28 protein-coding genes and 1 tRNA gene are annotated in these 23,513 nt (G+C 48.2%); 16 read left to right on the top strand and 13 right to left on the bottom strand.

The genetic code is table 11. The features are described from left to right. Nucleotides 1-28 precede the first annotated feature (28 nt). On the top strand, nucleotides 29-2,689 hold the full coding sequence (locus AWQ22_RS10200; RefSeq protein WP_030007871.1) for a phycobilisome rod-core linker polypeptide: 2,661 nt from the start codon (nucleotides 29-31) through the stop codon (nucleotides 2,687-2,689). 117 nt (nucleotides 2,690-2,806) lie between these two features. On the opposite strand, the gene AWQ22_RS10195 is transcribed toward AWQ22_RS10200, so the two are convergent. Next, nucleotides 2,807-3,301, bottom strand: a complete 495-nt coding sequence (locus AWQ22_RS10195; RefSeq protein WP_012307617.1) for a hypothetical protein — start codon at nucleotides 3,299-3,301, stop codon at nucleotides 2,807-2,809. 344 nt (nucleotides 3,302-3,645) lie between these two features. Between AWQ22_RS10195 and AWQ22_RS10190 the strand changes: the two genes are divergently transcribed. Continuing rightward, on the top strand, nucleotides 3,646-4,038 hold the full coding sequence (locus AWQ22_RS10190) for a DUF3110 domain-containing protein (protein WP_012307615.1): 393 nt from the start codon (nucleotides 3,646-3,648) through the stop codon (nucleotides 4,036-4,038). Between the two features lie 15 nt (nucleotides 4,039-4,053). On the opposite strand, the gene AWQ22_RS10185 is transcribed toward AWQ22_RS10190, so the two are convergent. The 4 genes from AWQ22_RS10185 to AWQ22_RS10170 all read right to left on the bottom strand — a co-directional run bounded on the left by AWQ22_RS10185 (nucleotide 4,054) and on the right by AWQ22_RS10170 (nucleotide 7,042). Then, nucleotides 4,054-4,635, bottom strand: a complete 582-nt coding sequence (locus AWQ22_RS10185; protein ID WP_232321335.1) for a manganese efflux pump — start codon at nucleotides 4,633-4,635, stop codon at nucleotides 4,054-4,056. A 226-nt stretch (nucleotides 4,636-4,861) separates the two neighbouring features. Beyond that, nucleotides 4,862-5,419: a manganese efflux pump gene (locus AWQ22_RS10180; RefSeq protein ID WP_065711010.1), complete on the bottom strand. Its 558-nt coding sequence runs from the start codon at nucleotides 5,417-5,419 to the stop codon at nucleotides 4,862-4,864. 105 nt (nucleotides 5,420-5,524) lie between these two features. Next, nucleotides 5,525-6,571 (bottom strand): heat-inducible transcriptional repressor HrcA, encoded by a 1,047-nt coding sequence (gene hrcA, locus AWQ22_RS10175; RefSeq protein WP_065711009.1) that lies wholly within the window; start codon nucleotides 6,569-6,571, stop codon nucleotides 5,525-5,527. Nucleotides 6,572-6,685: 114 nt separating this feature from the next. Next, nucleotides 6,686-7,042, bottom strand: coding sequence for a rhodanese-like domain-containing protein (locus AWQ22_RS10170; protein WP_030007866.1), 357 nt, complete (start codon nucleotides 7,040-7,042; stop codon nucleotides 6,686-6,688). Between the two features lie 320 nt (nucleotides 7,043-7,362). Here AWQ22_RS10170 and AWQ22_RS10165 point away from each other — a divergent pair, with 320 nt between their 5' ends. The 4 genes from AWQ22_RS10165 to AWQ22_RS10150 all read left to right on the top strand — a co-directional run bounded on the left by AWQ22_RS10165 (nucleotide 7,363) and on the right by AWQ22_RS10150 (nucleotide 10,219). Continuing rightward, complete coding sequence (locus AWQ22_RS10165) at nucleotides 7,363-8,943, top strand: NAD(P)H-quinone oxidoreductase subunit 4 (protein WP_065711008.1); 1,581 nt, start codon at nucleotides 7,363-7,365, stop codon at nucleotides 8,941-8,943. 216 nt (nucleotides 8,944-9,159) lie between these two features. Beyond that, nucleotides 9,160-9,354 carry a type II toxin-antitoxin system VapB family antitoxin gene (locus AWQ22_RS10160; RefSeq protein WP_065711007.1) on the top strand — a complete coding sequence of 65 codons (195 nt, stop codon included), beginning with the start codon at nucleotides 9,160-9,162 and terminating at the stop codon, nucleotides 9,352-9,354. 2 nt (nucleotides 9,355-9,356) lie between these two features. Next, nucleotides 9,357-9,527: a hypothetical protein gene (locus AWQ22_RS10155; RefSeq protein WP_198166482.1), complete on the top strand. Its 171-nt coding sequence runs from the start codon at nucleotides 9,357-9,359 to the stop codon at nucleotides 9,525-9,527. A gap of 176 nt (nucleotides 9,528-9,703) precedes the next feature. After that, nucleotides 9,704-10,219 carry a hypothetical protein gene (locus AWQ22_RS10150; RefSeq protein WP_157094612.1) on the top strand — a complete coding sequence of 172 codons (516 nt, stop codon included), beginning with the start codon at nucleotides 9,704-9,706 and terminating at the stop codon, nucleotides 10,217-10,219. A gap of 321 nt (nucleotides 10,220-10,540) precedes the next feature. Here AWQ22_RS10150 and AWQ22_RS10145 read toward each other — a convergent pair whose 3' ends face one another. Then, a complete protein-coding gene (locus tag AWQ22_RS10145) occupies nucleotides 10,541-11,290 on the bottom strand; it encodes a carbonic anhydrase (protein ID WP_012307606.1) in 750 nt (249 codons plus the stop codon). A gap of 207 nt (nucleotides 11,291-11,497) precedes the next feature. Here AWQ22_RS10145 and AWQ22_RS10140 point away from each other — a divergent pair, with 207 nt between their 5' ends. From AWQ22_RS10140 to AWQ22_RS10130, 3 genes are read left to right on the top strand one after another with little or no spacing between them, the layout of a single operon-like run. Next, nucleotides 11,498-12,274, top strand: coding sequence for an ABC transporter ATP-binding protein (locus AWQ22_RS10140; protein WP_030007864.1), 777 nt, complete (start codon nucleotides 11,498-11,500; stop codon nucleotides 12,272-12,274). Next, complete coding sequence (locus tag AWQ22_RS10135) at nucleotides 12,275-12,976, top strand: ABC transporter ATP-binding protein (protein ID WP_012307604.1); 702 nt, start codon at nucleotides 12,275-12,277, stop codon at nucleotides 12,974-12,976. Between the two features lie 33 nt (nucleotides 12,977-13,009). Further along, nucleotides 13,010-13,744, top strand: a complete 735-nt coding sequence (locus tag AWQ22_RS10130) for a polysaccharide deacetylase family protein (RefSeq protein WP_065711005.1) — start codon at nucleotides 13,010-13,012, stop codon at nucleotides 13,742-13,744. Between the two features lie 4 nt (nucleotides 13,745-13,748). Here AWQ22_RS10130 and AWQ22_RS10125 read toward each other — a convergent pair whose 3' ends face one another. After that, nucleotides 13,749-14,150: a helix-turn-helix domain-containing protein gene (locus AWQ22_RS10125; RefSeq protein WP_030007861.1), complete on the bottom strand. Its 402-nt coding sequence runs from the start codon at nucleotides 14,148-14,150 to the stop codon at nucleotides 13,749-13,751. Between the two features lie 165 nt (nucleotides 14,151-14,315). On the opposite strand from AWQ22_RS10125, the gene acsF reads away from it, so the two are divergent. The 4 genes from acsF (at nucleotide 14,316) to AWQ22_RS10105 (ending at nucleotide 18,645) form a co-directional block, all read left to right on the top strand. Next, complete coding sequence (acsF, locus tag AWQ22_RS10120) at nucleotides 14,316-15,392, top strand: magnesium-protoporphyrin IX monomethyl ester (oxidative) cyclase (protein WP_065711004.1); 1,077 nt, start codon at nucleotides 14,316-14,318, stop codon at nucleotides 15,390-15,392. Nucleotides 15,393-15,438: 46 nt separating this feature from the next. Continuing rightward, a complete protein-coding gene (locus AWQ22_RS10115; RefSeq protein ID WP_065711003.1) occupies nucleotides 15,439-16,191 on the top strand; it encodes a heme oxygenase (biliverdin-producing) in 753 nt (250 codons plus the stop codon). A gap of 137 nt (nucleotides 16,192-16,328) precedes the next feature. Further along, nucleotides 16,329-17,726, top strand: coding sequence for an oxygen-independent coproporphyrinogen III oxidase (gene hemN, locus AWQ22_RS10110; RefSeq protein ID WP_065711002.1), 1,398 nt, complete (start codon nucleotides 16,329-16,331; stop codon nucleotides 17,724-17,726). A 76-nt stretch (nucleotides 17,727-17,802) separates the two neighbouring features. Continuing rightward, the gene (locus AWQ22_RS10105) at nucleotides 17,803-18,645 is read left to right on the top strand and encodes a fatty acid desaturase (RefSeq protein ID WP_065711001.1); all 843 of its coding nucleotides are present in this window, start codon (nucleotides 17,803-17,805) and stop codon (nucleotides 18,643-18,645) included. 95 nt (nucleotides 18,646-18,740) lie between these two features. Here the strand turns inward: AWQ22_RS10105 and AWQ22_RS10100 are convergent, their stop codons facing one another. Together AWQ22_RS10100 and AWQ22_RS10095 are read right to left on the bottom strand one after the other, a co-directional pair. Next, entirely contained in the window at nucleotides 18,741-19,265 is a 525-nt protein-coding gene (locus AWQ22_RS10100) for an FKBP-type peptidyl-prolyl cis-trans isomerase (protein WP_030007856.1), read from the bottom strand. Nucleotides 19,266-19,325: 60 nt separating this feature from the next. Beyond that, on the bottom strand, nucleotides 19,326-19,649 hold the full coding sequence (locus AWQ22_RS10095) for a phasin family protein (RefSeq protein WP_012307595.1): 324 nt from the start codon (nucleotides 19,647-19,649) through the stop codon (nucleotides 19,326-19,328). A 94-nt stretch (nucleotides 19,650-19,743) separates the two neighbouring features. Here AWQ22_RS10095 and hisB point away from each other — a divergent pair, with 94 nt between their 5' ends. After that, nucleotides 19,744-20,355, top strand: a complete 612-nt coding sequence (hisB, locus tag AWQ22_RS10090; protein ID WP_062434959.1) for an imidazoleglycerol-phosphate dehydratase HisB — start codon at nucleotides 19,744-19,746, stop codon at nucleotides 20,353-20,355. A 140-nt stretch (nucleotides 20,356-20,495) separates the two neighbouring features. Next, the gene (menA, locus tag AWQ22_RS10085; RefSeq protein WP_065711000.1) at nucleotides 20,496-21,446 is read left to right on the top strand and encodes a 2-carboxy-1,4-naphthoquinone phytyltransferase; all 951 of its coding nucleotides are present in this window, start codon (nucleotides 20,496-20,498) and stop codon (nucleotides 21,444-21,446) included. On the opposite strand, the gene AWQ22_RS10080 is transcribed toward menA, so the two are convergent. The 3 genes from AWQ22_RS10080 to AWQ22_RS10070 form a co-directional block, all read right to left on the bottom strand. Then, on the bottom strand, nucleotides 21,443-21,934 hold the full coding sequence (locus tag AWQ22_RS10080) for a YajQ family cyclic di-GMP-binding protein (RefSeq protein WP_012307592.1): 492 nt from the start codon (nucleotides 21,932-21,934) through the stop codon (nucleotides 21,443-21,445). The two genes, menA and AWQ22_RS10080, sit on opposite strands and share 4 nt — an antisense overlap. An 84-nt stretch (nucleotides 21,935-22,018) precedes the next feature. Further along, the gene (locus AWQ22_RS10075; protein ID WP_012307591.1) at nucleotides 22,019-22,453 is read right to left on the bottom strand and encodes an MAPEG family protein; all 435 of its coding nucleotides are present in this window, start codon (nucleotides 22,451-22,453) and stop codon (nucleotides 22,019-22,021) included. Between the two features lie 42 nt (nucleotides 22,454-22,495). Further along, nucleotides 22,496-22,999, bottom strand: a complete 504-nt coding sequence (locus AWQ22_RS10070; protein ID WP_012307590.1) for a hypothetical protein — start codon at nucleotides 22,997-22,999, stop codon at nucleotides 22,496-22,498. A 144-nt stretch (nucleotides 23,000-23,143) separates the two neighbouring features. On the opposite strand from AWQ22_RS10070, the gene AWQ22_RS10065 reads away from it, so the two are divergent. Continuing rightward, nucleotides 23,144-23,217: transfer RNA gene (locus tag AWQ22_RS10065), tRNA-Val, on the top strand. 107 nt (nucleotides 23,218-23,324) lie between these two features. Here the strand turns inward: AWQ22_RS10065 and AWQ22_RS17290 are convergent. Further along, entirely contained in the window at nucleotides 23,325-23,453 is a 129-nt protein-coding gene (locus AWQ22_RS17290) for a hypothetical protein (RefSeq protein ID WP_257784297.1), read from the bottom strand. Nucleotides 23,454-23,513 lie beyond the last annotated feature (60 nt).

Below are 23,513 nucleotides of genomic sequence, written 5' to 3'. Positions count from 1 at the left end.
ATTTTTGATTGGAGATAGTTGAAAATCCATGACGATTAAGGCCAGCGGTGGAAGCTCTTTAGCTCGCCCCCAGTTATATCAAACCGTTCCCCTCTCCAACATTTCCCAGGCAGAGCAACAGGATCGCTACCTGGAATCTGGAGAACTAACGGCACTGAAAACGTTTTATGACTCTGGACTCAAGCGTTTGGCGATCGCCCAAGCGATTAAACTGAGTTCCCAGCTCATCGTCTCCCGTGCCGCGAACCGGATTTTTGCCGGTGGATCCCCCCTTGCTTACCTCGACCAACCGGAAACCGATACCGATGACAGCGATCTCGGCGTTTCCATGGCCGTCGGGGATGCCAGTGGTGCCACAGGGATCTTTGGTGGTGTCAAAAATTTGTTTCTCGGTTCTGGTGGCGGTAAGATTCCCGCTGGTTTCCGGCCAATCAGTGTTTCCCGTTACGGCCCCCGCAACATGACCAAGTCCCTGCGGGATATGGCTTGGTTCCTCCGCTACACTACCTATGCCATTGTGGCCGGTGATCCGAGTATCCTCGTGGTCAACACCCGTGGTCTAAAAGAAGTCATCGAGAATGCCTGCTCCATTCCGGCGACCATCGTGGCGATCCAGGAAATGAAAGCGGCTTCTTTGGATCTGTTCCGGGGCGATCGCGAAGCCCAAGAAACCGTGGTTCAGTATTTCGATGTGTTAATCACCGAGATGCAGACCCAAGTTCCCAACGATAAATTGCGCCAACGGCCTTCCATCGATGCCCAGGGTTTACAACTGCCCCAGAGCTACTTCAACGCCGCCGAAAAGCGTCAGAAGTTCGTGATGAAGCCTGGCTTGTCTGCCCTAGAGAAAAACTCAGTCGTCAAAGCCGCCTATCGCCAAATCTTTGAACGAGACATTACACGGGCCTACAGCCAATCCATTTCTTACCTTGAATCCCAAGTGAAAAATGGCGACATTTCCATGAAGGAATTTGTCCGTCGCTTGGCGAAATCTCCCCTTTATCGGAAGCAATTTTTTGAACCTTTTATCAACAGCCGAGCTTTAGAACTTGCTTTCCGTCACATTCTCGGTCGTGGCCCCTCTTCCCGCGAAGAAGTCCAAGAATACTTTGCTATTGTCTCTAGCGGTGGTTTAGCGGCCCTGGTCGATGCTTTGGTCGATTCCCAAGAATATGCCGATTATTTCGGGGAAGAAACCGTCCCTTACCTCCGTGGTTTAGGCCAAGAAGCCCAGGAATGTCGTAACTGGGGCATGCAACAGGATCTGTTCAAATACAGCGCACCTTTCCGCAAAGTCCCTCAATTTATTACGACCTTCGCCAGCTACAATCAGCCCCTACCGGATCAGCACGTATATGGCTCTGGTAACGATGCCTTAGAAATTCAGTTCGGGGCAATCTTCCCGAAAGCAACCCGGAGTCCCAGCGCCAGCCCTGCTCCCTTTAATAAAGATACCCGGCGGATCTTGATTCACCGTGGCCCTGGCATTAACAACCAACTGGGTAATCCCCGCGCCCGCGCTACGCAACCCGGCAGCCTTGGAGCTAAAGTATTCCGTCTCAATAACGAATTACCATCAGGTAAGACTACCAACGTTAGTTTCTCGGAAAGTGCGACCCAAAAGGTCATTGAAGCTGCTTACCGTCAGGTCTTTGGTCGGATGGTCTATGCTGGCCAACGCCAGAAAGTGGCAGAGATCAAGCTCGAAAATGGTGAAATTACCCTGCGGGAATTCATCCGGGCCTTGGCAAAATCTGATGTTTTCCGGAATACTTACTGGTCTTCTCTATACGTAACCAAGGCTGTGGAATACATCCACCGTCGTCTGTTGGGTCGTCCCACCTATGGTCGCCAAGAAATCAACAGCTACTTTGATACCTGTGCGAAAAAAGGTTTCTATGCCCTCGTTGATGCGATCATTGACAGTAAAGAGTACGAAGAAGCTTTCGGTGAAGATACAGTTCCCTACGAACGCTATCTCACTCCCGGTGGCTATTCGCTGCGTCAGACTCGCCCCGGTGCGCTCCGTGAAGATGTGGGAGCTAAGGTTCAGGTTGAGAAGACAGCTCGCTTTATTGAGTTGGGCACTTCTAGCACGAAGAATCTACCGGTGACGGATGTGGATGCTCGCCTCAAGCAAGGGGTTAACGTTCAACGTCAGCAAACGAAGGCCTTTAAACTCACGGATACCTTCAACAAGGTCGAACTGAAAACGGCGATCGCCGCGGCTTACCGTCAGATCTTTGAGCGGGACATCGAACCCTATGTTGTCGATGCGCAATTTACTGCCCTCGAAAGTAAGCTGGGCAACCGCGAGATCAACATGAAGGAATTCATCGAAGGTCTGGGTTGTTCTGAGCTGTACCAGAAGGAATTCTATACTCCCTACCCCAACACGAAGGTGATTGAAATGGGAACGAAGCACTTCCTTGGTCGAGCTCCCTTAGATCAGCAGGAAATCCGCAAGTATAACCAAATCCTTGCTTCCCAAGGTCTGAAAGCCTTTATCGGCGCGATGGTTAACAGCATGGAGTACCTCGATAACTTCGGTGAGGATACGGTACCCTTCCGTCGCTTCCCGACTTTACCGGCGGCAAACTTCCCCAATACGGAACGACTCTACAACCAACTCACGAAGCAAAATCGTGATCTTGTGGTACCGAGCTTTGAGCCTGCGGTAAAACGCTAAAACACGAAAATTCGGTTAAGACCATAAAAACTGCCCCCCTTTCAAAATTAAGAGAGGAGGGCAATTTTTTAATTAGTTTTTTAGAGGATTATTTTGGGGAACCGACGGTTGTTGATGCTACTGGGAAATTTGTAAAACGTAGGGAGCGCGACCTGCATTACCAGCCTGTTCAAAGTTGCCGATAAAGACTTGGTAGCGGCCTGGATTCCAAACACCGCCAATTTCGGCAGGAATTCCGCTAAAAGGATCGGCGATCGCACAGAATGGATCTGCACTGGGATCATCGGCATTTTTGATCAGAAGCGTAAAGGGTCTGGAAACGCCACCGTTAGGATCGACGACGCTGAGATTGAGAGACATCAGGCCATTGCCATTAATGCGAAAGGTGTGGTTGGGGCGATTGGCAATCCAGCCACAAAAGTTACTATTGGTTGGCCCCCCAGCCTGGCCGGTGATTGTCCCGTTAAAGACTTCATTGGAGGTAATGGCTCCGTTAGCGGCGATCGTAAAGGTTTCCGGGCCGGCGATCGCCCCTTGAATACCACCAAGACCAGCGGCAATGGTCAGGAGCGTTGTTGCCCCAATAATGGTCGGTGCATAAAATTTTGTCATGGCTGTCCCCCTCCCCAGTTGGGTTATACCGTCAGAGGCTCCCTTGATCAAGTGAGCGTCTAGGCTCTATGAAAGAAAAGATTCCAGGAAAGTTCCACTACTGCTGTTTTGTGAAGGCTTGTTAAGCAAAAAGGCCCTGAAACAGCGATGGCGATCGATCGCCACCTTTAAGATCGATACCAAGCAAAAATAAACCATGGTTGAACATGGGAAGATTCGCAATTTGCCAATCGAGCGGTACCATTTTAAAGGGTTTGAGCGAAATTTCCCGTTACCTTATCATAAACAATTTGATCACCCTCCCCCAAAAGGAGCCGATTAGTAAGCATCTAAGGAGAAAATCCATGAGTCGCGTGTATGTCTTGCTGTTTAATGCCCGGACAGAAAATGAAGGGATTCACACACTCCAAACTGGCGATCGCAACAAGATTTTAATGTTTGAAGATGAAGATGACGCCACCCGGTTTGGGCTAATGTTGGAGGCCCAGGATTTCCCGCCCGTCTCCATCGAAGCCATGGATGAAGAAGACATTATCGAGTTTTGTCGGGATGCAGATTATGATTGGCAGCACGTTGCCGCTGGCGAATTGGCCACGCCCCCCGAAGCGAATGTGACAGATTTAGCTTGGGATCCAGAGGGAAAGCAACAGCCAGCAGAGCAAACCACAGCGTCAGAAAACGATTTGTCGGATACAGAATTAGACCGCATTCGACGTCAATTAGAAGGGCTTTTGTAGTGTATTCGGAATAGATTAGATTGACAGCATCTTAATGCCCAAGGCGATCAAAACTCCGCCGCCAAAAAATTCTACCTTTTCGCCTAAGTGCCCGGAAATGAGTCTGGCACAAAATAAGCCCCCATAGGTAGCGCAAAAAGCAGCCAAGCCAATGCTGAGGGAGTAAGGCACAAGCGGTTTACCAATGAGGCCGAGGGAAACGCCCACCCCCAAAGAGTCGATGCTGGTGATACTAGAAATAAACAAAATTTTCCACAGGCTATGGATTTTGACGGATTCACCATCGTCATCGCCTGGCTTGGCTCGCATTTCTTGGTAAGCGTTGTAGCACATATGTCCACCCACCAAAACCAATAGGGCAAAGGCCACCCAATGATCGTAGGCCATAATTATAGTCTGGGCAAAACGTCCCAAAATGAAGCCGAGGGCGATCGCCACCCCTTCAGAAAGCCCCGAACTGAGCGCAAAAAATAAAGCCCGTTTTCCAGAAAAGTGACGAATACCAAGGGCTAAGGCAGCGGAAAAGGAGTCAATACTGAGGACAAGGGCGAAAATAATAATGTCTAATTCAAAACCCATAAATGCCGTGGCGATCACCAACCCGAAAAGAATGCATTTATTACTATAAACGAAAAATCGTGGGTCGATTTATCATAGTTTTTTCATTGTTTCCGAGTTCCACAAAATTATTAAAAAAATTCTTCCCAAAAAGTAATTGTCTATAAATAAATCCAAATTCTCGTGAGACTGAGCGAAATAATAATCTGCTTTTTACTTGGAAAACGATGACTTTAGATTTATAAAAATCGGGCCTAAATAATCATTATATTGAGAGCATTTTAAGGCCCATGGCAATCAAAATACCACCGCCAAAAAACTCTACCTTTTCCTTCAATTGACTAGAAATTAATTGTGCGCAAAATAAGCCCACATAAGTAGCAAAAAAAGCGGAAATCCCGATCCCCAGGGAATAGGGAATTAAGGGTTTGCCCATTAAACCAAGGGAAATACCAACCCCCAAAGAATCAACACTGGAAATGCTAGAGACCAAAAGAATTTTCCAAAGACCATGAATTTTTCTGGGTTCATCCTTATCATCTGGGAGCTTCTGCATTTCTCGGTAGGCGTTGTAGCACATGTGAACACCGATAAGGATCAAGAGAATAAAAGCAATTCCTTGATCATAGAAAGTGATGTATTGGGCGAAATTACCCAGGAGAAAACCGAGGGAAATAGCACCGCCACCGGAGAAACCTGAACTGAGCGCAAAAAATAAGGCCCGCTTGCGGGAAAAATGGCGTACTCCTAGTGCGAGGGCGACGGAAAAACAGTCAATACTCAACACTAGGGCAAAGAGAAGAATATCTAAGTCAAAGTCCATGAAATCCCCTATGGGTACTCCCCTAAAAAGATTGTGGCGATCGCCATCAACAAAAAAAACAAAAAATTGAATTATTTGATCTTTATTTCCTACGATTCTTAAACCTTAAAAAGCGGCTTTTAAATTCTCAGAAAGATAATCTGCTGTGGCTTCAACTAAGGCGATCGCATTTTCATAGAACATCCGCGTCGGGCCAAGCACCGCAACACTACCAACGGGCGTTTTTTCTTGGTAATAATATGTGGAAATAAGGGCGCAGGTTTTCATGGGTTCTAGGGGATTTTCGGTGCCGATGTGAATGAGCGTCGGGCGATCGCCTGGTAAACCATTAAAAACCACCGGGAGTAGCTGTTCTTGTTTCGCCTCTAGCAAGTGCAATAGGGTTTGTAACTGCTCAATTTGGGAAAACTCAGGTTGCCGCAGCACTTCCGAAATGCCCCGTACTAGAATCGGCGTCGCAATCGTATTGGGCACAATCTGGGCAATCTTACCCAAAATCGTCTCCAATAACAGCTGACAATGGTGAAAGTCTTCGTCTAAAGCCTGGGGATCAAGGCTGGCAATTTCTTGGAGCGATCGCCCCTGGAGATGGTGATTCAAAAAATTCGATAGAATCTCTAGCTCATCGGGGTCACAGTCCAGGGTCAAGGACAACGATTGGGGTTGATAACTATCCGTCACCACAATCATCATCACCTTCTGATCCCCCAGGGGGAGTAACTGTAGATAGCGTAGGCGAGCATGGTTTTGATGGGGCACCGTGATTAGAGCAATATAACCACTTAACGTCGCCAGGATTTGCGTTGCCCGCTGGAGGGTCGCATCTAGTCCCCAATACTCTGCAGCGGTCTGTTCCTGTAACGTTTGGCTCGCTCGTTTACGGGTCTGGGAATTAGGAGTGACGAGTTCGTCCACATAGAAGCGATAGCCGGAATCAGAGGGGACCCGTCCCGCCGAGATGTGGGGTTGATACAAAAAACCTGCCTTTTCCAACTTGCCCATCACATTACGAATGGTGGCAGAACTGACCTGAAAGTCATATTCCTCCACAAGGGTTTTGGAGCCTACGGGTTCCGCTGTGGAAATGTAATGGTTGACCGTTGCTCGAAAAATATTTTGGTGACGGGGATTAAGAATTTTCTGAGCAACCATACGCCGACAGTAGTGCTTTCAATAACTAAGAAATATAAAAAAATAGTAAAAAAACTTGGCTTAACTTAAGAAAGATTTAAGGTCTAAGTTTGGGTTAGTATAGCTCATTCTTCCCTAGTAGCGCGGTAGGCTTTGATCCACAGAGAGGGTGTAAAGGTGAATCCCACCTTCAATATTGATCACTTGGGTAAAACCTTGTTGTTGCAGCCAATAACACATTTGCGCCGAACGCACACCATGGTGACAAAGCACATAGGTTTCTGCCTGGGGGTCAAAGTCCACAGCAATGCGGGCAGCCCATTGTTCAAATTGACTCAGGGGTAAATTGGTAAAGCCTGGGAGGGCGACAATCTCTAGCTCATCGGGCTCACGCACATCAATGAGTTGCAAAGATTCGGTCGTGGCGACGCGCTGGGCAAACACCGTGGGACTGACGGCCTGGAGTTGTGGGTTAGAACTAGGGTTGGTCATGGTCAAGCTACTGATAAAAAGTTAAGAAGTGAGCATTTCTAGCATTTTCTGGCTGCGTTTGGGAATGCCAAGGCTGAATTGCTAGGGGATCTTCACCTTAGGGGGGGTCAAAGTTAAGGAGTATTGCAGTTCCCCCGGAGAGTCGGTCAAGAAAATTTGGGAATGGTACAAGTAACGTTAGAGGCGTTAGATCTTCTGTCCCACTTTTTTGAAGATGGTACAGGGTAAAGCATTCTGCTTGGCGATCGCCTTTATTCTGCGTTAATGATTTATAAATATTGCATTTTTTAAGAAACAGCCATTAATTTTTTTGAGTTTGTATGAACTTTGCAAATTTTCCGTGGTTATCCACGATTATTTTATTTCCCATTATTGCGGCATTATTTTTGCCCCTCATCCCCGACAAAGATGGGAAAACAGTGCGCTGGTATGCCTTGACCATTGGCTTAATTGACTTTTTGATCATCGTGACGGCCTTTTACACGGGCTACGATTTTGGTAACCCGAATCTGCAACTGGTAGAAAGCTACACCTGGGTCGAAGCAATCGATCTGCGGTGGTCAGTGGGGGCCGATGGCCTTTCCATGCCCTTGATTCTTCTCACGGGTTTTATCACAACTTTGGCGATCTTGGCGGCCTGGCCCGTAAGCTTTAAGCCAAAGCTATTTTATTTCCTGATGCTGCTGATGTATGGCGGTCAAATCGCTGTCTTCGCCGTGCAGGATATGCTGCTGTTTTTCTTTACCTGGGAACTAGAACTGGTTCCGGTTTACCTGATTCTGTCCATTTGGGGTGGCAAAAAACGGCTCTATGCCGCAACGAAATTCATCCTCTACACCGCTGGCGGTTCGTTATTTATTCTGATTGCCGCCCTGACCATGGCCTTTTATGGGGATACGGTCACCTTTGATATGACGGCGATCGCCCAGAAAGACTTTGGCATTAACCTCCAACTGCTGCTTTATGGTGGCCTGCTTATCGCCTATGGGGTAAAGTTACCGATTTTCCCTCTGCATACCTGGCTCCCCGATGCCCACGGTGAAGCCACGGCCCCGGCCCACATGCTCCTCGCCGGAATTCTCCTAAAAATGGGCGGCTATGCCCTACTGCGGATGAATGCGGGGATGCTCCCCGATGCCCATGCCCTGTTTGGCCCAGTGCTCGTGATCCTCGGAGTCGTCAATATCGTTTATGCGGCCCTCACTTCCTTTGCCCAACGTAATCTCAAACGAAAAATCGCCTATTCCTCCATTTCCCACATGGGCTTTGTGCTAATTGGGATGGCTTCGTTCACCGATTTGGGGACGAGTGGTGCAATGTTACAGATGATTTCCCATGGGCTCATTGGGGCAAGTCTCTTCTTTATGGTTGGTGCCACCTATGACCGTACCCACACCCTGATGCTCGATGAAATGGGTGGGGTCGGCAAAAAAATGAAGAAAATTTTTGCGATGTGGACGACCTGCTCGATGGCTTCCTTGGCGCTGCCGGGGATGAGTGGGTTTGTTGCTGAATTAATGGTATTCGTCGGTTTCGCCACCAGTGATGCCTATAGCCCTACTTTCCGGGTGATCATTGTTTTCCTCGCGGCAGTGGGCGTCATTTTAACGCCGATCTATCTGCTTTCGATGTTGCGAGAAATCCTCTACGGCCCAGAAAACAAAGAGCTTGTGGAGCATGAAAAACTGATCGATGCCGAGCCTCGCGAAGTCTTTGTGATTGCGTGCTTGTTGATTCCGATTATTGGGATTGGTCTGTATCCGAAGGCTGTGACCCAGATCTATGCTTCTACCACAGAAAATCTAACGGCGATCCTGCGCCAATCGGTGCCAAGTCTTCGGCAGACGGCACAGGCACCTAGTTTAGATGTTGCGGTTCTGCGTGCCCCAGAGATTCGCTAATCGTTCAAACTGGAGTCCATAATTTTTGCAAGGCGGTGTGTTAATGGGCACCGTCTTTTTTATTAGCTGGAGTTCGGCGATCGCCTTTATCAAAGGACTTGATACACTAGAAATCATCAATGATTTCACAGACATGACAAGAAGCCAGGCATTTTTCGAGAGACGATTGGCAAAAAAAATAACAGAGTGAATTTAATTTAACTGAAGGCAACTGGAATGACTGTAGCTTTGAATATTGATGATGCTCTTTTGAAAGAAGCTCTCGCCCTCGGCAATCAAACACCGCCCGATGCCCTTGTTGAAATTGCCCTCAAAGAATATATTCAGCGGCGTAAGCGCCTCAAATTAATCGAGCTTTTTGGAACGATTGAATACGATCCCAACTATAGCTACAAAACACAACGACGATAGAGATGCAAACGATCGTTGATACTTCAGTTTGGTCCCTGGCTTTACGTCGAAAAGAACCGTCTGAGCTGTTGCCTCAAGTTTCAGAACTACAACGACTGATTATCGCGGATGAAGTTGTTATACTTGGGTTGATTCGTCAAGAAATCTTGTCTGGGATCCGCAATCTTGATTAATTTGCCCGTCTCAAAAGCTATCTTCAATGAGTTGAGGGAAATTTCTACTAACGTAAGACATTAAAATCCACCACAAGAAGTATCACCAAGTAGTATACAATTTTCAGCAAAAAACTTAGTGTATGTAAAAACAATTAATAGTCAAAGAAATCCATACAATTTTCACCCTTACTTAAATGAATCATCAAGAATTAAAATGTCCCACGTGCTACGGCAAAAGTATTAGTATTGCAAGTACGTTATGTTCTGGCGAAATTTACAGATGTATTTCTTGTAATTTCATGGGCAAAAAAAATGAATTTGAAATCAACAAAAAACGTAATGATTTAGATCTGGTAAATAAAGACAAGAGCTTAGATAGCTTACCAAAAATAAACTGGAGTTTTGGAATTATTAGCACAGCAACTATAGTAGGAGCTATAGCAGGTCTTTTACTAGTTGAACCTGTAAGCTATACAAGAGTCGAAAGAGTTCCAGGAGTAGGTCTTTACCGTCAATGTCCACCTAGCGGAGATATACAATGTACAATTCTTAGATCAAGAGAGCGAGATACTGGATTAAGCTGGAAACAAATAAGAGTTTCTAATGATCAAGAAACTGAGCAAAAACAATTTATCTACATGTTGGTTGGTGGAATAGCTGGGTGTTTTTTAGCTATTGTTTTATTAAACAATATGCGTCCCAAACAGTAAGATAGATGTTGACAATATAACCGACATTCCACAGGTAGTGTTAGCAGAGTGTCACCTGCTCATAATAACACTCCGTTGAAAGTGCATTAACTTGTATTAAAGCACTATATGTAGAATAGTGATTCGAAAAACACATTGTCAATAATGGTAAAGTGCAGAATACTGTGATTTTTAACGGTATGTTGAAATTGACAGCTAGGACATTGAGACATGAAGAGAGCTTGAATAGTCCCAACTTTAAACCAACAAAGCCATCATTGTTTTTCAGTTTTGCTCAATTAAATTTGTTTGTGAGAAAAAAAGAGCAACGGCAATGGCAGCCTAACCACTCACGGAGAAGGTATCAGTTTCGCCGTACCAACCCGCTAAACTCTGGCCAGAAGCGACGGTGTAGGGAAGTGGGCAACCTTCTAGGGCTTCGCGCTCCGTTAAGGGGGTTTCGTCGATGAGGCTATAGTCTGGCTTCACGTAGGCGTGTTTTGTTTCGTCGTAGGCTAACACTTCGCCATTTTCGATGTTGTAGATCCAGCCATAGATTTTCAGTTTGCCCTGGTGGAGCCGCGATCGCACCACGGGATAGGTTTTGAGATTATCAATCTGAACAAGGACATTTTCCGCAACGAGGGTTTCGACCAGTTCTTCCCCTTCGCAGTGGGGGTAAGTATCCCGGACGAGGCGACGGGTGGCTTCGGCGTGCTTGAGCCAGTCGTAAACCAAAGGCATATCGGCTTGGAGTTTATTTAATTTAAGCAGCCCTTTCATCGCGCCACAGTGGGAATGGCCACAGACAATAATTTGCCGAATATCGAGGCCTTGGAGAGCATATTCTAGGGTGCCCCCTTCGCCACCATTGGCCGCACCATAGGGAGGAATAATATTTCCGGCATTGCGGATGACGAAGATTTCACCAATATCCGTTTGGGTAATCAGCGCCGGGTCAACACGGGAGTCGGAGCAACAAATGAACAGAACGCGGGGCTTTTGGCCGTGGGAAAGTTGTTCAAAAAGATCCTGGTGGCTCGCAACATAGCTTTGCTTAAATTTGTCCAGGCCGCGAATAAGTTTTTTCACTGTTCGATCGTCCGATGTCAAAACGAGGTGACTACTGAGGGATCATAGTAAACCAAAACAATCCATTTAGATAAATGAGAATGGCACATATTTTTCATAAGGTAGACCAATCACCTGGGGAGATTTTTGGCGATCGCCGACTCAATAATCCCGTTAATTTCACCCCTAGATGCCGCTAAAATAAGCTTGATTTAATCGGTCGAGCCTATGCCGGATTTAGCCATCCCCATCCTCAACGTTCAACATTTGACCCGGCGCTTCGGGGGCCTGGTGGCGGTGCATGATGTGTCTTTTCAGGTGGCCCCAGGGGAAATTTTCGGCTTGATTGGGCCGAATGGGGCGGGCAAAACAACTTTTTTTAATCTGTTGACCGGGATGATTCCCCCTTCCCAAGGAAACATTCTGTACCAAGGCCGCAAGATTCACGGTCTGGCTCCCCACCAAATTGCGGCCTCTGGTATTGCGCGGACGTTTCAGAATCTGCGCTTGTTTGGAAATTTGTCGGCCCTCGAAAATGTGGCGATCGCCCGTCATCTGCACCAAAAAAACAATATTTTTGAAGGTATTTTAGGTTTACCCAAAGCGAAAAAAGCTGAGCAAGAAACCTACGACCGGGCGAAGGAATTGCTAGATTTGGTGGGCTTAACTGGAAAATACCGTCAACAGGCAAAAAATTTTTCCTATGGTGATCAGCGGCGTTTAGAAATTGCCCGCGCCTTGGCCCTAGAACCCCAGCTTTTACTCCTCGATGAACCCGCTGCCGGGATGAACCCCAACGAAAAAGGCGCTTTGAGTGATTTGATTCGACAAATTCGGGCGCAATTTGACCTGACGATTCTGTTGATTGAGCACCATATTCCCCTGGTGATGGGACTGTGCGATCGCCTGGCGGTGTTGGACTTTGGCGAACTGATTGCCCTCGGTTTACCAGAGGACGTAAAGGCAGATCCAGCGGTGATTGAAGCGTATTTGGGGGATGAGTAAATGTTGGAACTCATTGATGTCTCAGTCAATTATGGTGGTATCGAAGCCCTGAAAAATATCCACTTAACGGTCAATGCCGGGGAAATTGTCACCCTGATCGGCGCAAATGGGGCAGGAAAAACCACTACCCTCAAGGCCATTTCGCGGCTGGTCAATCTCCGCCAAGGTCGAATTTTGTATCATGGCACCGAGATCACCAAAAGTGCCCCCCATGCCGTTGTCAGGGCGGGCATTGCCCATAGTCCAGAGGGAAGACGAATTTTAGCGCGGCAAACAGTTTTAACGAATTTGGAATTGGGGGCCTACACGCGCCAGGATCGGTTAGGGATTAAGGCGGATCTCGAAAAACAATTTGCCATTTTCCCGCGCCTCGCAGAACGGAAAAATCAAATTGCGGGCACCCTCAGCGGTGGGGAACAACAAATGTTGGCGATCGCCAGGGCGGTGATGGGGCGGCCAAAACTTTTACTCCTTGATGAACCGAGTCTTGGTTTAGCGCCCCAAATTGTGAAGGAAATTTTTCAGGTAATTCAACAACTCCACGCCGATGGCACCACGATTCTTTTAGTCGAACAAAATGCGAGTTTGGCCCTCGAATGTAGCGATCGCGCCTATGTTTTAGAAGCGGGTTACCTTAAAATTAGCGGCAACGCCCGGGATCTACTCACCGATGAACGGGTTAAAGCAGCCTATCTTGGCTAGGTAGGTGCTCACTTCTTTCCTGCGGTACCCATTGTGAAAGCTGTTCGTTTTGTTCCCCTGCGCCCCAAGGCTTGGCAGAAGGTCATTCGTTTATTTTTCGTCACGGCGATCGCCTTGATCTTGGTGCGAAATGCGTTGCCTTTGATCAGACAGATTAGCTTTTTTGGCCTGTACCAAGTCGCCACCCCAGAGAAAGTTGTTGCTTTGACCTATGATGATGGCCCGGCACCGCCCTATACCGAAGCGATTTTAGAGATTCTCGACGACTACCAAGCGAAGGCCACCTTCTATGTGGTGGGGCAAAATATCGAACTCTATCCAGACACCGTCCGCCAAACCATCGCCGCTGGCCATGAACTGAGTAACCATTCCTACGAACACAAATACATGGCCTTCCGTTCCTGGGACTACATCACCAACGAAGTGGACAAAACGGATCAACTGCTGCGGAATTTGGGGGTCACGGGCCAGATCGATTTTCGGCCGCCCTGGGGTCGTCGTTTTCTCCTGCTTCCCCTTTATCTCCATCAACAACAGAAACGCCTCGTGATTTGGGATGTGGATTCTTTTGATTGGGAAATTGAGGCTAGTCCTGTGGACATTGCGGCACGGGTCATTGGGGCTGTACAACCCGGATCGATTGTTTTGATGCACGATGGTGGCGGCGATCGCCAACGCACCGTAGAAGCGACAGATTTGATTTTGAGTCAGTTGACCGAAGCTGGCTATCGCTTTGTGACCGTGGCTGAACTCTTTGAATTGTCCTAAAAAATTAAGCCGATTGCACCGAATCTATTTCCCCCTGCAAAGGACAAACGCAAGTCTCTTGTTCCAACCATTGGGAGCCAACTTGATGGAGGGCGGTCATCACAGGCTGAATTTCTCGTCCCTTTGCTGTTAACGAATATTCCACCCGGGGGGGAATCTCTGCGTAAATGCGCCGTTCCACCAGGCCATGGGCTTCTAGTTCTCGCAGGCGTACCATTAACGTTTTGGTACTGATCCCCGGTAAAGCCTTGAGCAGTTCATTGGTGCGGCGATCGCCTGTAAAAAGCTCCCGCAACACTAAAATTGACCATTTATTTCCCAACAAATCCACCACAAATTGGATCGGACATTGGAAATTAACATCATTACAAGGGTTGGGGTCAGTCATTGGCCAAACATACTTCATTGCTAAAACTTTAACATTTCTTCAATGTCCCCGGAATCCTAACAAAGGCAATATTTTTTTACCCCAGGTAACTATAGGCTAGCCGGAGAAACCCTCTTGAAACTTCAGGATAATTCCGAAAAGATAAGTCCCAGAAAGATTTAAAAAACACCTTTTAATCAGCCTATGGTTACGCTCACTGACCAGCCAAGTCCAGAACTTCTCAGACCAGGGGTTAAAAAACCAGTTCAAGAAACCCTCCTAACACCCCGCTTTTACACCACGGATTTTGATAAAATTGCCAACATGGTGCTCTCTTCCCACGAAGAAGAAATTTTGGCTGCCCTCGAAGAATTGCGCGCCGATTATAACCGTAATCATTTCATCCGTGACGAAAGTTTTGAGCAATCTTGGGATCATTTCGACGAGAAAACCCGCAGTATTTTCATTGACTTTTTAGAACGTTCTTGTACTTCTGAGTTTTCTGGCTTTCTTTTATTTAAAGAACTGTCCCGTCGCCTCCGCGATCGCAGCCCGATTTTGGCCGAAGCTTTTCACCTGCTGGCCCGGGACGAGGCACGCCATGCGGGATTTATCAACAAATCAATGGTGGATTTTGGTCTCTGTTTAGACCTGAAATATCTCACCCAAAAACGAACCTATACTTTCTTTCCGCCGGAGTGGGTGATTTATACCGTTTACCTGTCAGAAAAGATCGGCTATTGGCGCTATATCCTCGTGTATCGTTACCTGGAGAAACACCCAGAACACAATATTTATCCGCTGTTTAAGTATTTTGAAAGCTGGTGCCAGGACGAAAACCGCCACGGAGACTTTTTTAAAGCCCTATTGCGATCGCAAAAATCCCTCTGGAAAACTTGGCAATCTCGCTTGTGGTCGCGCTTTTTCTTGTTAACGGTATTTGTCACCCATTCCCTGACAACCCTGGAACGGTCTGATTTTTACGAGATGATTGGCCTTGATGCCCACCAATACAATCGGGATGTGATTCGCAACACCAACGAAACGTCTCTACGGGCTTTCCCGGAAGTGCTCGACACAAACCATCCGCAGTTTTTCCCCCGTTTAGAAGCCTGCGCCGCCGCCAATGAACACCTCAAGGCGATCGCCACCAACGGCAACCCCAAAGTGATTCAGTTTTTCCAAAAAATCCCCTGGATCACCAACATCGTTTGGCATATGGCTTTGATCTTCTTCACCAAGCCTGTGGATGCCGAAGCCCTACGGGCCGAGGTTCACTAAAAATTCCCCTCAGCATTTTTCCGCTTATTTACCCCATGGAGCAGCCATGACGACCCTATCCCAACGCCTCCGCTTTGGTACCCAAACCTCCCATACCCTCTCAGAAAATACAGCTTTTATGAAGTGTTTTTTGAAGGGCATTGTGGAGCGGCAACCCCTCCGGAAATTGATGGCCAATTTGTATGCGGTCTATTACACCCTGGAGACGGCTTTTGAACAGTACAAAGACCACGAAATTCTAGGGGAAATCTATTTCCCGGAGTTGAACCGAGTGCCCCATCTGGAAGAGGATCTTGCCTTTTACTACGGTGAGCATTGGCACAGGCAACTGGAACTACTCCCGGCGGGTAAAGTCTACCAAGCGCGCTTACAAGAACTGGCCGCCACTGATCCGCTGCTCCTGATTGCCCATGCCTATGTGCGCTATATGGGGGATCTGTCTGGGGGTCAGAGTTTAAAGAATATTATCCGCTCGGCTTTAGAGTTACCCGATGGCCAAGGCACCAGATTTTATGAATTTGACCATTGGCCGACCCCAGGCGATCGCCGCAATTTCAAGTTGCAGTATCGAGACGCCCTGGATCGGTTGAATTTAGACGAAGAAACCATCCAAAAGATTATCAACGAAGCCAATTATGCCTTTGCCCTCAACCGGGATGTGATGCACGAGTTGGAGCCAGACGTAAAGGCTGCCATCGGCGAACACACCTTTGATTTGTTAACTCGCCAAGACCGCCCGGGCAGTACCGAAAACCGCGATCGCCAGCCCGATGATCCGGCCCTTATTGCGTCTTCCTAGAACCAGTTTTAATCCTCTATTCCTACGAGTTTCTCCGAGCGCTTTTAAGTATCGTTTGAAAGCATTATTTCTCACTGAGATTAGAAGTGCTAGGGGATTTTTTTTGAAAAATCAACTTTAATTAATCTCTTTTTCCGATGAATTTAGCCTGTCAAAATGTCCGCTTTAATGGACAGCTCCTCCAAAAATATAATCAAGCGGTTCCCCGCTACACCAGTTACCCTCCCGCAACGGAATTAACCCCTGATTTTGAGGGGGATCTTTTCCGCCAGGCGATCGCCATGGGGAATTATAAAAAAACGCCCCTTTCCCTCTACTGCCACATTCCCTTTTGTGAAAAGCCCTGCTATTTCTGTGGCTGCAATACGATCATTACCCAGTACAAACCGGCGGCGGCTACCTATCTGGACTACCTGATTCGTCACATTCAACAGGTTGCCCCCCTCGTCCAAGGCGATCGCCTGGTGCAACAACTCCACTGGGGTGGCGGCACGCCCAATTATTTAAACTTGGAGCAAGTGACGCGCCTGTGGCAAACTCTCCAGGACAATTTTCAATTTGCGCCCGATGCGGAGATTTCCATCGAGATCAACCCCTGCGAGGTGAGTCGCGAGTATATTTTTGCCCTGCGTCAACTGGGTTTTAAGCGGATCAGCTTCGGCATCCAGGATTTTAATCCCCAGGTGCAAGCGGCGGTAAATCGCATCCAACCGGAGGAAAAACTCTTTGAGGTGATGGCCTGGATTCGGGAGGCGGGTTTTGAAAGCGTCAATGTGGATCTGATCTACGGTTTGCCCTACCAGACCCTGGCGACGTTTACGGAAACTGTCCAGAAAACGATCCAACTAAACCCCGACCGCATCGCCGTCTTTAGCTTTGCCTATGTGCCCTGGTTGAAACCTCTGCAAAAACGGATGCCCGAAGCTGCGATGCCCCCCACCGCCGAAAAGCTGGAAATCCTCAAGATGACGATCGCCAACCTCACCTACCACGGTTATGTGTTCATCGGCATGGATCACTTTGCGAAGCCCAACGATGAATTGGCGATCGCCCAACAGGCCGGGGAATTGCACCGGAATTTCCAAGGCTACACCACGAAGCCGGAATCAGATCTTTTAGGGTTTGGCATGACTTCGATCAGTATGCTCCAGGATGTGTATGTCCAAAACCACAAACGCTTGAAAGATTTTTACGCAGCCATTGATCAACGGGTTCTCCCCATCGAAAAGGGTGTCCAACTCACCCAGGATGACCTGATTCGCCGCACCGTGATTATGGAATTAATGTGCCAGTTTCGCCTGTCGGCCCCGGCGCTGGAGAACAAATATCACCTGGGCTTTGATTTGGACTTTAACGACTATTTCCAAGCCGAATTGAGTGCTTTAAATGATTTGGAAGCCGACGGGTTGATTCACCGTTCCGGGGATGGCTTCCAGGTGACGCCCAGCGGTCGGCTCTTAATCCGCAATATTGCGGCGGTGTTTGACACCTACCTACAACATAAAACCGAAAAAACTTTCTCCAAGGCGATTTAGCGATCGCCACCGTTTCCCCTGGGGCGGATCATCAACCGGGTTCGCCCCATTGTCTTGTTCTATTGTTTGAGAATTCATGACCCAATCTGTGCAACAACTCCCCCAAAAACCAACCCTAGACTGGGTTGCTGTGTTCTTTTTCGGCGCGGTTCATCTCCTGGCCCTTGGTTTGGCCCCCTTCTTTTTTTCTTGGTCGGCGATCGCCGTTTGTCTGTTTCTCCACTGGCTCTTTGGCAGCATCGGTATTTGCCTCGGTTACCATCGCCTACTGAGCCACCGCAGTTTCAAAGTCCCGCAATGGCTGGAATATACCCTGGCGTTTATCGGTGCCCTGGCTCTCCAGGGTGGCCCTATTTTTTGGGTGGCGGGCCACCGGTTACACCATGCCCACACAGAAGATAAAGTTAAAGACCCCTATTCCGCAAAACGGGGTTTTTGGTGGAGCCATATGCTCTGGATTTTCTACCCCGATCAACAATTTTTTGATGCTGATCAATACAGCCGCTATGCCCAGGATCTCGCGAAACAGCCCTTTTATCGTTGGCTAAACCGCAATTTTCTGTTGCTACAAATTCCCTTGGCGATCGCCCTTTATCTCCTCGGCGGTTGGTCTTGGGTCGTGTATGGGATGCTGGTGCGGGCGGTGTTGCTATGGCATAGCACCTGGTTTATCAACTCTGTCACCCATGTGTGGGGCTACCGCAGTCACGCAAGCGACGATAATTCCCGTAATCTCTGGTGGGCGGCAATTCTCACCTATGGCGAAGGCTGGCATAACAACCACCATGCCTATCCCAATGTGGCGAAAGCCGGTTGGCGCTGGTGGGAAATCGATGTTACCTGGTGGGCCATCTGGCTCCTACAACGGCTTGGTCTCGCCACGAAAGTCATTTTGCCGCCAGCCGTCGTCACAGAATAAATTTGCGTTTGATCATTACCGCCAATTCAAAAAAATAACCCCCCATTTTCCGTTTGGCATGGGGGATTTTTGTAGCATTATTAATCGTGGTTAGCCTAGCGAATACCAAGCAATTCCACATCAAAGATCAAAGTTGCATTGGGGGGGATCACACCACCAGCACCACGGGAACCATAGCCCAGTTCCGCGGGAATAATCAGCGTGCGCTTACCACCAGGCTTCATGGTAATGACACCTTCGTCCCAACCTTTAATCACTTGCCCAACACCGATCACAAAAGAAAAGGGTTCATTGCGCTTGACGGAGCTGTCAAACACGTCGCCGTTTGTCAGTTTGCCAGTGTAATGAACCGTCACCATTTCCCCTTCCATGGGGGATGCCCCTTCACCGACAACTTCATCGATGTACTGGAGGCCGGATTCGGTTGTGACTGCTTTTGATAAATCAATATCCATATCTTTGAGTTCCTCGGTGGGATTGGCGGCAATTTGTACCACTGGACTGGTCGAGTCGAGTTCAGCGGCGATCGCCGTTTGACTGGCCCCATTAAAGACCGCAGACAAGATTAACATAACCCCACAGATAACGATGACCCCAAAACTAAGCCAAATTTCTCGCATGGATGTTCATTCACTCCCAGATTTACAAACAGTGTGCATTGCTTTCCTATCTTACCGGGCCTATCGCCACTGCTTATTTTCCAGTTCGCGCACCTGCCGCTCTAAACGATCAATGCGACCGCGCAGTTCATCCATTTCCGACTGACGAGGTACCCCAAGATCCCGCAAAATATTCCGCACCTGCCGCTCGAAATAAGCCTCTGCATTGCCCTGTTCGAGTTTGAGTTGGTTCATCATGTCATCGAGCATTGTTTTGGCCTGCTCTGGGTTGATCGTCCCTTCTTTTACCCACTGGTCACTGGCTTCTTTGACTTTTTCGGCGACGATCGAGGTGGTCCCAATCCCAATCATCAGCATTTGTTGCAGGAAGTTGTTGTTGTCCATGGTGTAGTCTGTCTCGTCTTCAGTATGGGTTTCCCTAAATGGTTTCAACCTTAAGCTAGAATAGCTTAGCGAATTTGAACCTAGTTATATTCTAATGATGCCTGCTTCTTCTGAGTCCCCCCGGATTGCCACCGTTGCCCGGGTGACGGGTGAAACCAATGTGAAAGTAACGGTCAATCTGGATGGAACTGGCAAGTGTGAGGTGAATACTGGGGTGCCATTCCTCGATCACATGCTGCATCAGCTCTGTTCCCATGGTCTATTGGATCTACACATCCAGGCCCAAGGGGATTACGAGATTGACGACCACCACACCAACGAGGATGTGGGCATTACCCTGGGGATGGCGATCGCCAAAGCCATTGGTGAGCGCAAAGGGATTCAGCGGTTTGGTCATTTTGTCGCGCCCCTCGATGAAGCCCTAGTACAGGTCGCCTTAGATTTTTCTGGTCGGCCCCACCTCAGCTATGGTTTAGAAATCCCCACGGAACGGGTCGGCACCTACGATACCCAATTGGTACGGGAATTTTTTGTGGCGATCGTCAACCATGCCCAAATGACGATCCACGTGCGCCAACTAGACGGTATTAATTCCCACCACATCATTGAAGCGACCTTTAAAGCCTTTGCCCGGGCGATGCGTATGGCCCTAGAAATTGACCCCCGTCGGGCGGCAACGATCCCTAGTTCTAAAGGGGTTCTTTAGGGTCTTTCTAAAAATTTTTATGCCCAACATTTGCAAGCAGATTTTCACAGCTAAAGTGTATTGGGGCATTGCTTCGCTCCTCCCCCCTTGCGGAAAGGTTAAGGTACACTTTTCTGAAGAATTGGCTCATTTAATCACTAATGCTCACGGAAAACCCACCCACCTCTAGTCCGAAAGCTACCCGTCGTCTTTGGCTTGCGGCGATTAAACCCCCCATTTATACGGTGGCGGTGACCCCTGTGATCGTGACAACGGCAGCGGCCTATGGGGAATTTGGGGTGTTTAACCCGGTGCGGTTTGGGCTTTTCCTGGGGGCGGCAATTTGCTTAATTGCTTGGATGAACCTGAGTAATGATGTGTTCGACGCGGACACGGGCATTGATGTCAATAAAGCGACTTCGGTGGTCAATCTCACGGGCGATCGCCAACTGGTTTTTGGCATTGCCCTCGGTTTTTTGGGTCTGGGAATCACCGGAATTGCCTTAATCAGCTATCTGCAGCAGGATTGGATGGTGTTTAATTTGTTGCTCCTGGCAACGGCGATCGCCTATACCTACCAGGGGCCACCGTTTCGGTTGGGTTATCTCGGCATTGGCGAGTTTGTCTGTTTTCTCGCCTATTGGATTACGGGGTTGGGAGTCTTTTATAGCCAAGCCCAAACCTTCACGCTCAATGCGGTCTGGGCCTCGACTTGGGTTGCTTTGACGACGAGTATTATTTTGTTTTGCTCCCATTTTCACCAGGCCGAAGATGACCTAGCCGCCGGGAAAAAATCACCCATTGTCCGCCTCGGCACCTACCAAGGGGCGCAGGTATTGACCTACAGTTTGGGAGCCGTTTTAGTTTTGACCTGCCTATTGGTGGCTGTCGGCACTTGGTCACCCTGGATGCTCCTCACGTTTGCCAGTGCCCCCTTTGCCCTGAGCCTGATCAACCATGTCCGCCTGAACCATGACCAACCCGACAAGGTGAGTAACTGCAAATTTTTTGCGGTCAAGTTTCACTTTGCCAGCGGTCTATTGTTGGCGATCGCCTATGTTTTGTCCTATTACAATCTAGAATTTCTCAGCGTTACGGGCTTGGGTTATTAGCGATAGTTCGTAAACTGAATCGGCATCGGGAAATCCAAATCTCGCACCGCCTGCATTACTGCCTGGAGGTCATCCTTTGACTTGCTCGAAATGCGGACAGCATCCCCTTGGATCGAAGCCTGCACTTTTTTAAAATCTGTTTTGACCATCTTGGTGATTTTCTTCGCATCATCCTTAGAAATGCCCTGGCGCAGGGTGATCACTTGGCGCACGCGGCCACCACTGGCGGATTCTGCCTCGCCATAATCAAAAAGCTTCGGTGACAGGTTCCGTTTAACGGCCTTAGTGACCAGGATAGTTTGCACTGCATCGAGGGTAAAATCGCTGGCAGTATTAATTGTGATGGTGTTTTCTCCCAGCTCAATGGTAGTCTTGGTATCCTTGAGGTCATAGCGCGTGTTGATGTCCCGGAGAGCTTGATCAATGGTATTGACCACTTCCTGACGATCAAAATCACTCACCACATCAAAGGAATTTGTAGAAGCCATAAAGATACTTAGCTGAATTCAACAGATAAAAATTTCAAGGTTCACATTGGCCTGTAAACGTTGTGCGAGGCTCTGGGGATTTTCCTAGAGGCTCTGGACGGCGATCGCACTCAAGGCAAAAAGCGTAATGTTGGCGATATTCCCCACGGCAAACATCATCGAACGCAACACCGGAATGTTGAGGATATAAAACAACGGGTAGAGGGTTCTCGCCACCAAAAAGGCGATCGCCGCAATTTTTGCCCAGGGAGAATCCACCCCCGTTACCAACGCAGACAAACAAGCAACACCATAAACCGCCAACGCTTCAAAAGCATTTTGGTGCGCCCAATTGGCCCGCTGCGCATAATCTGGCAATAGATCTACCGTTGCCCTAGGCCGCCGAAACATCTCCAGGCGATCGCTCATTTGACCAGCCAGTTTAACCCGCGCATAGCCCACCACCCCATAGGGTAGATAAACCAGAAATACCGCGCCGATCAACGAATAGATAAGGACAGCAGAAACAGACAGATTCATGGATTAATCCTAAACAACTGGGCAAATGGGTAGCACAAAAAATTAATCGAAATAGAAGAGGGTGACAAGTTTTCGCTGTTCTTCTGCTTCTTGGCAGGTTTGCAGGAGGGTGTCACTGTCATGGAACGCAAAACAGATTAGTTGTTGGCAGCGGGAGATAATTTCACTATTACACAGGCTGCTGGCTTCTCCCAGAGAAAGTTCATCATTCTCGGGATGTTCGACCAAATGCACGACCTTTTCGAGTTCCACACGGGATTCACGGGGTTGCTTTTCGAGGCTCTGGGGCAGAATTACAGTTAAAAGGCTCGAATCAGCCCGCATTACACCCTTAATCGCCGCTGAGTTTGTCCCCGTTGCGCCGGAGGTGATAATTCGATTTCCCCCTAGGGCTAGGGCATAGCTCATCATTTCGATCAGGTGCTGGTGGGTAATCGGGACATGCCGAGAACCGAGAAGAGCAATGCGCTTAGAGCCAGTTTGTTGAATGGCAGCTAGCTCCTGTGCCAGGGTGTCAAGGGTCGGAATATCTAAAGATTGACTCAAAGATCGTAAGGGGACTCGATAGCCTGAATAATCGATGCCATTTTAATCAAACATCCCTGATAAAGCAATCCTTCTGTTTTTCTTTGCCGAGATGCTTGCATATTCTTAAATGCTAGTGCTACATTTATATACTGTTTGCAACCCGGACGTATAGCTCAGTTGGTTAGAGTACATCGTTGACATCGATGGGGTCACTGGTTCGAATCCAGTTACGTCCATACAAAAAATATCCCCTAGCCGTTTCCCGACTAGATACTGGCGAGTTCAAGTCGGAAAATGCCCTGTCTCGTTTTTCTAGCCCATTAGCGCTATGATTTTACGGCACCTAGGGGGCGATCGGCGATCGCCTATGGTCTTTCCCGGTGATTGAGCCGCTGTCTGGCCGATACTGATTCAACCGGAGGAGCTGTGCCCATTGACTTGAGGTTGTGAAAATGGGACTGGTAATTCTCATTCTCAATGCTCTAAATACTGGGGCAAAAATACCGGGATTGACAACATTAGGCTATATTTC

This window comes from Picosynechococcus sp. PCC 7117, assembly GCF_001693275.1.
Classification (GTDB): Bacteria; Cyanobacteriota; Cyanobacteriia; order Cyanobacteriales; family MRBY01; genus MRBY01.
This window is presented reverse-complemented; position numbering and strand designations above follow the sequence as displayed.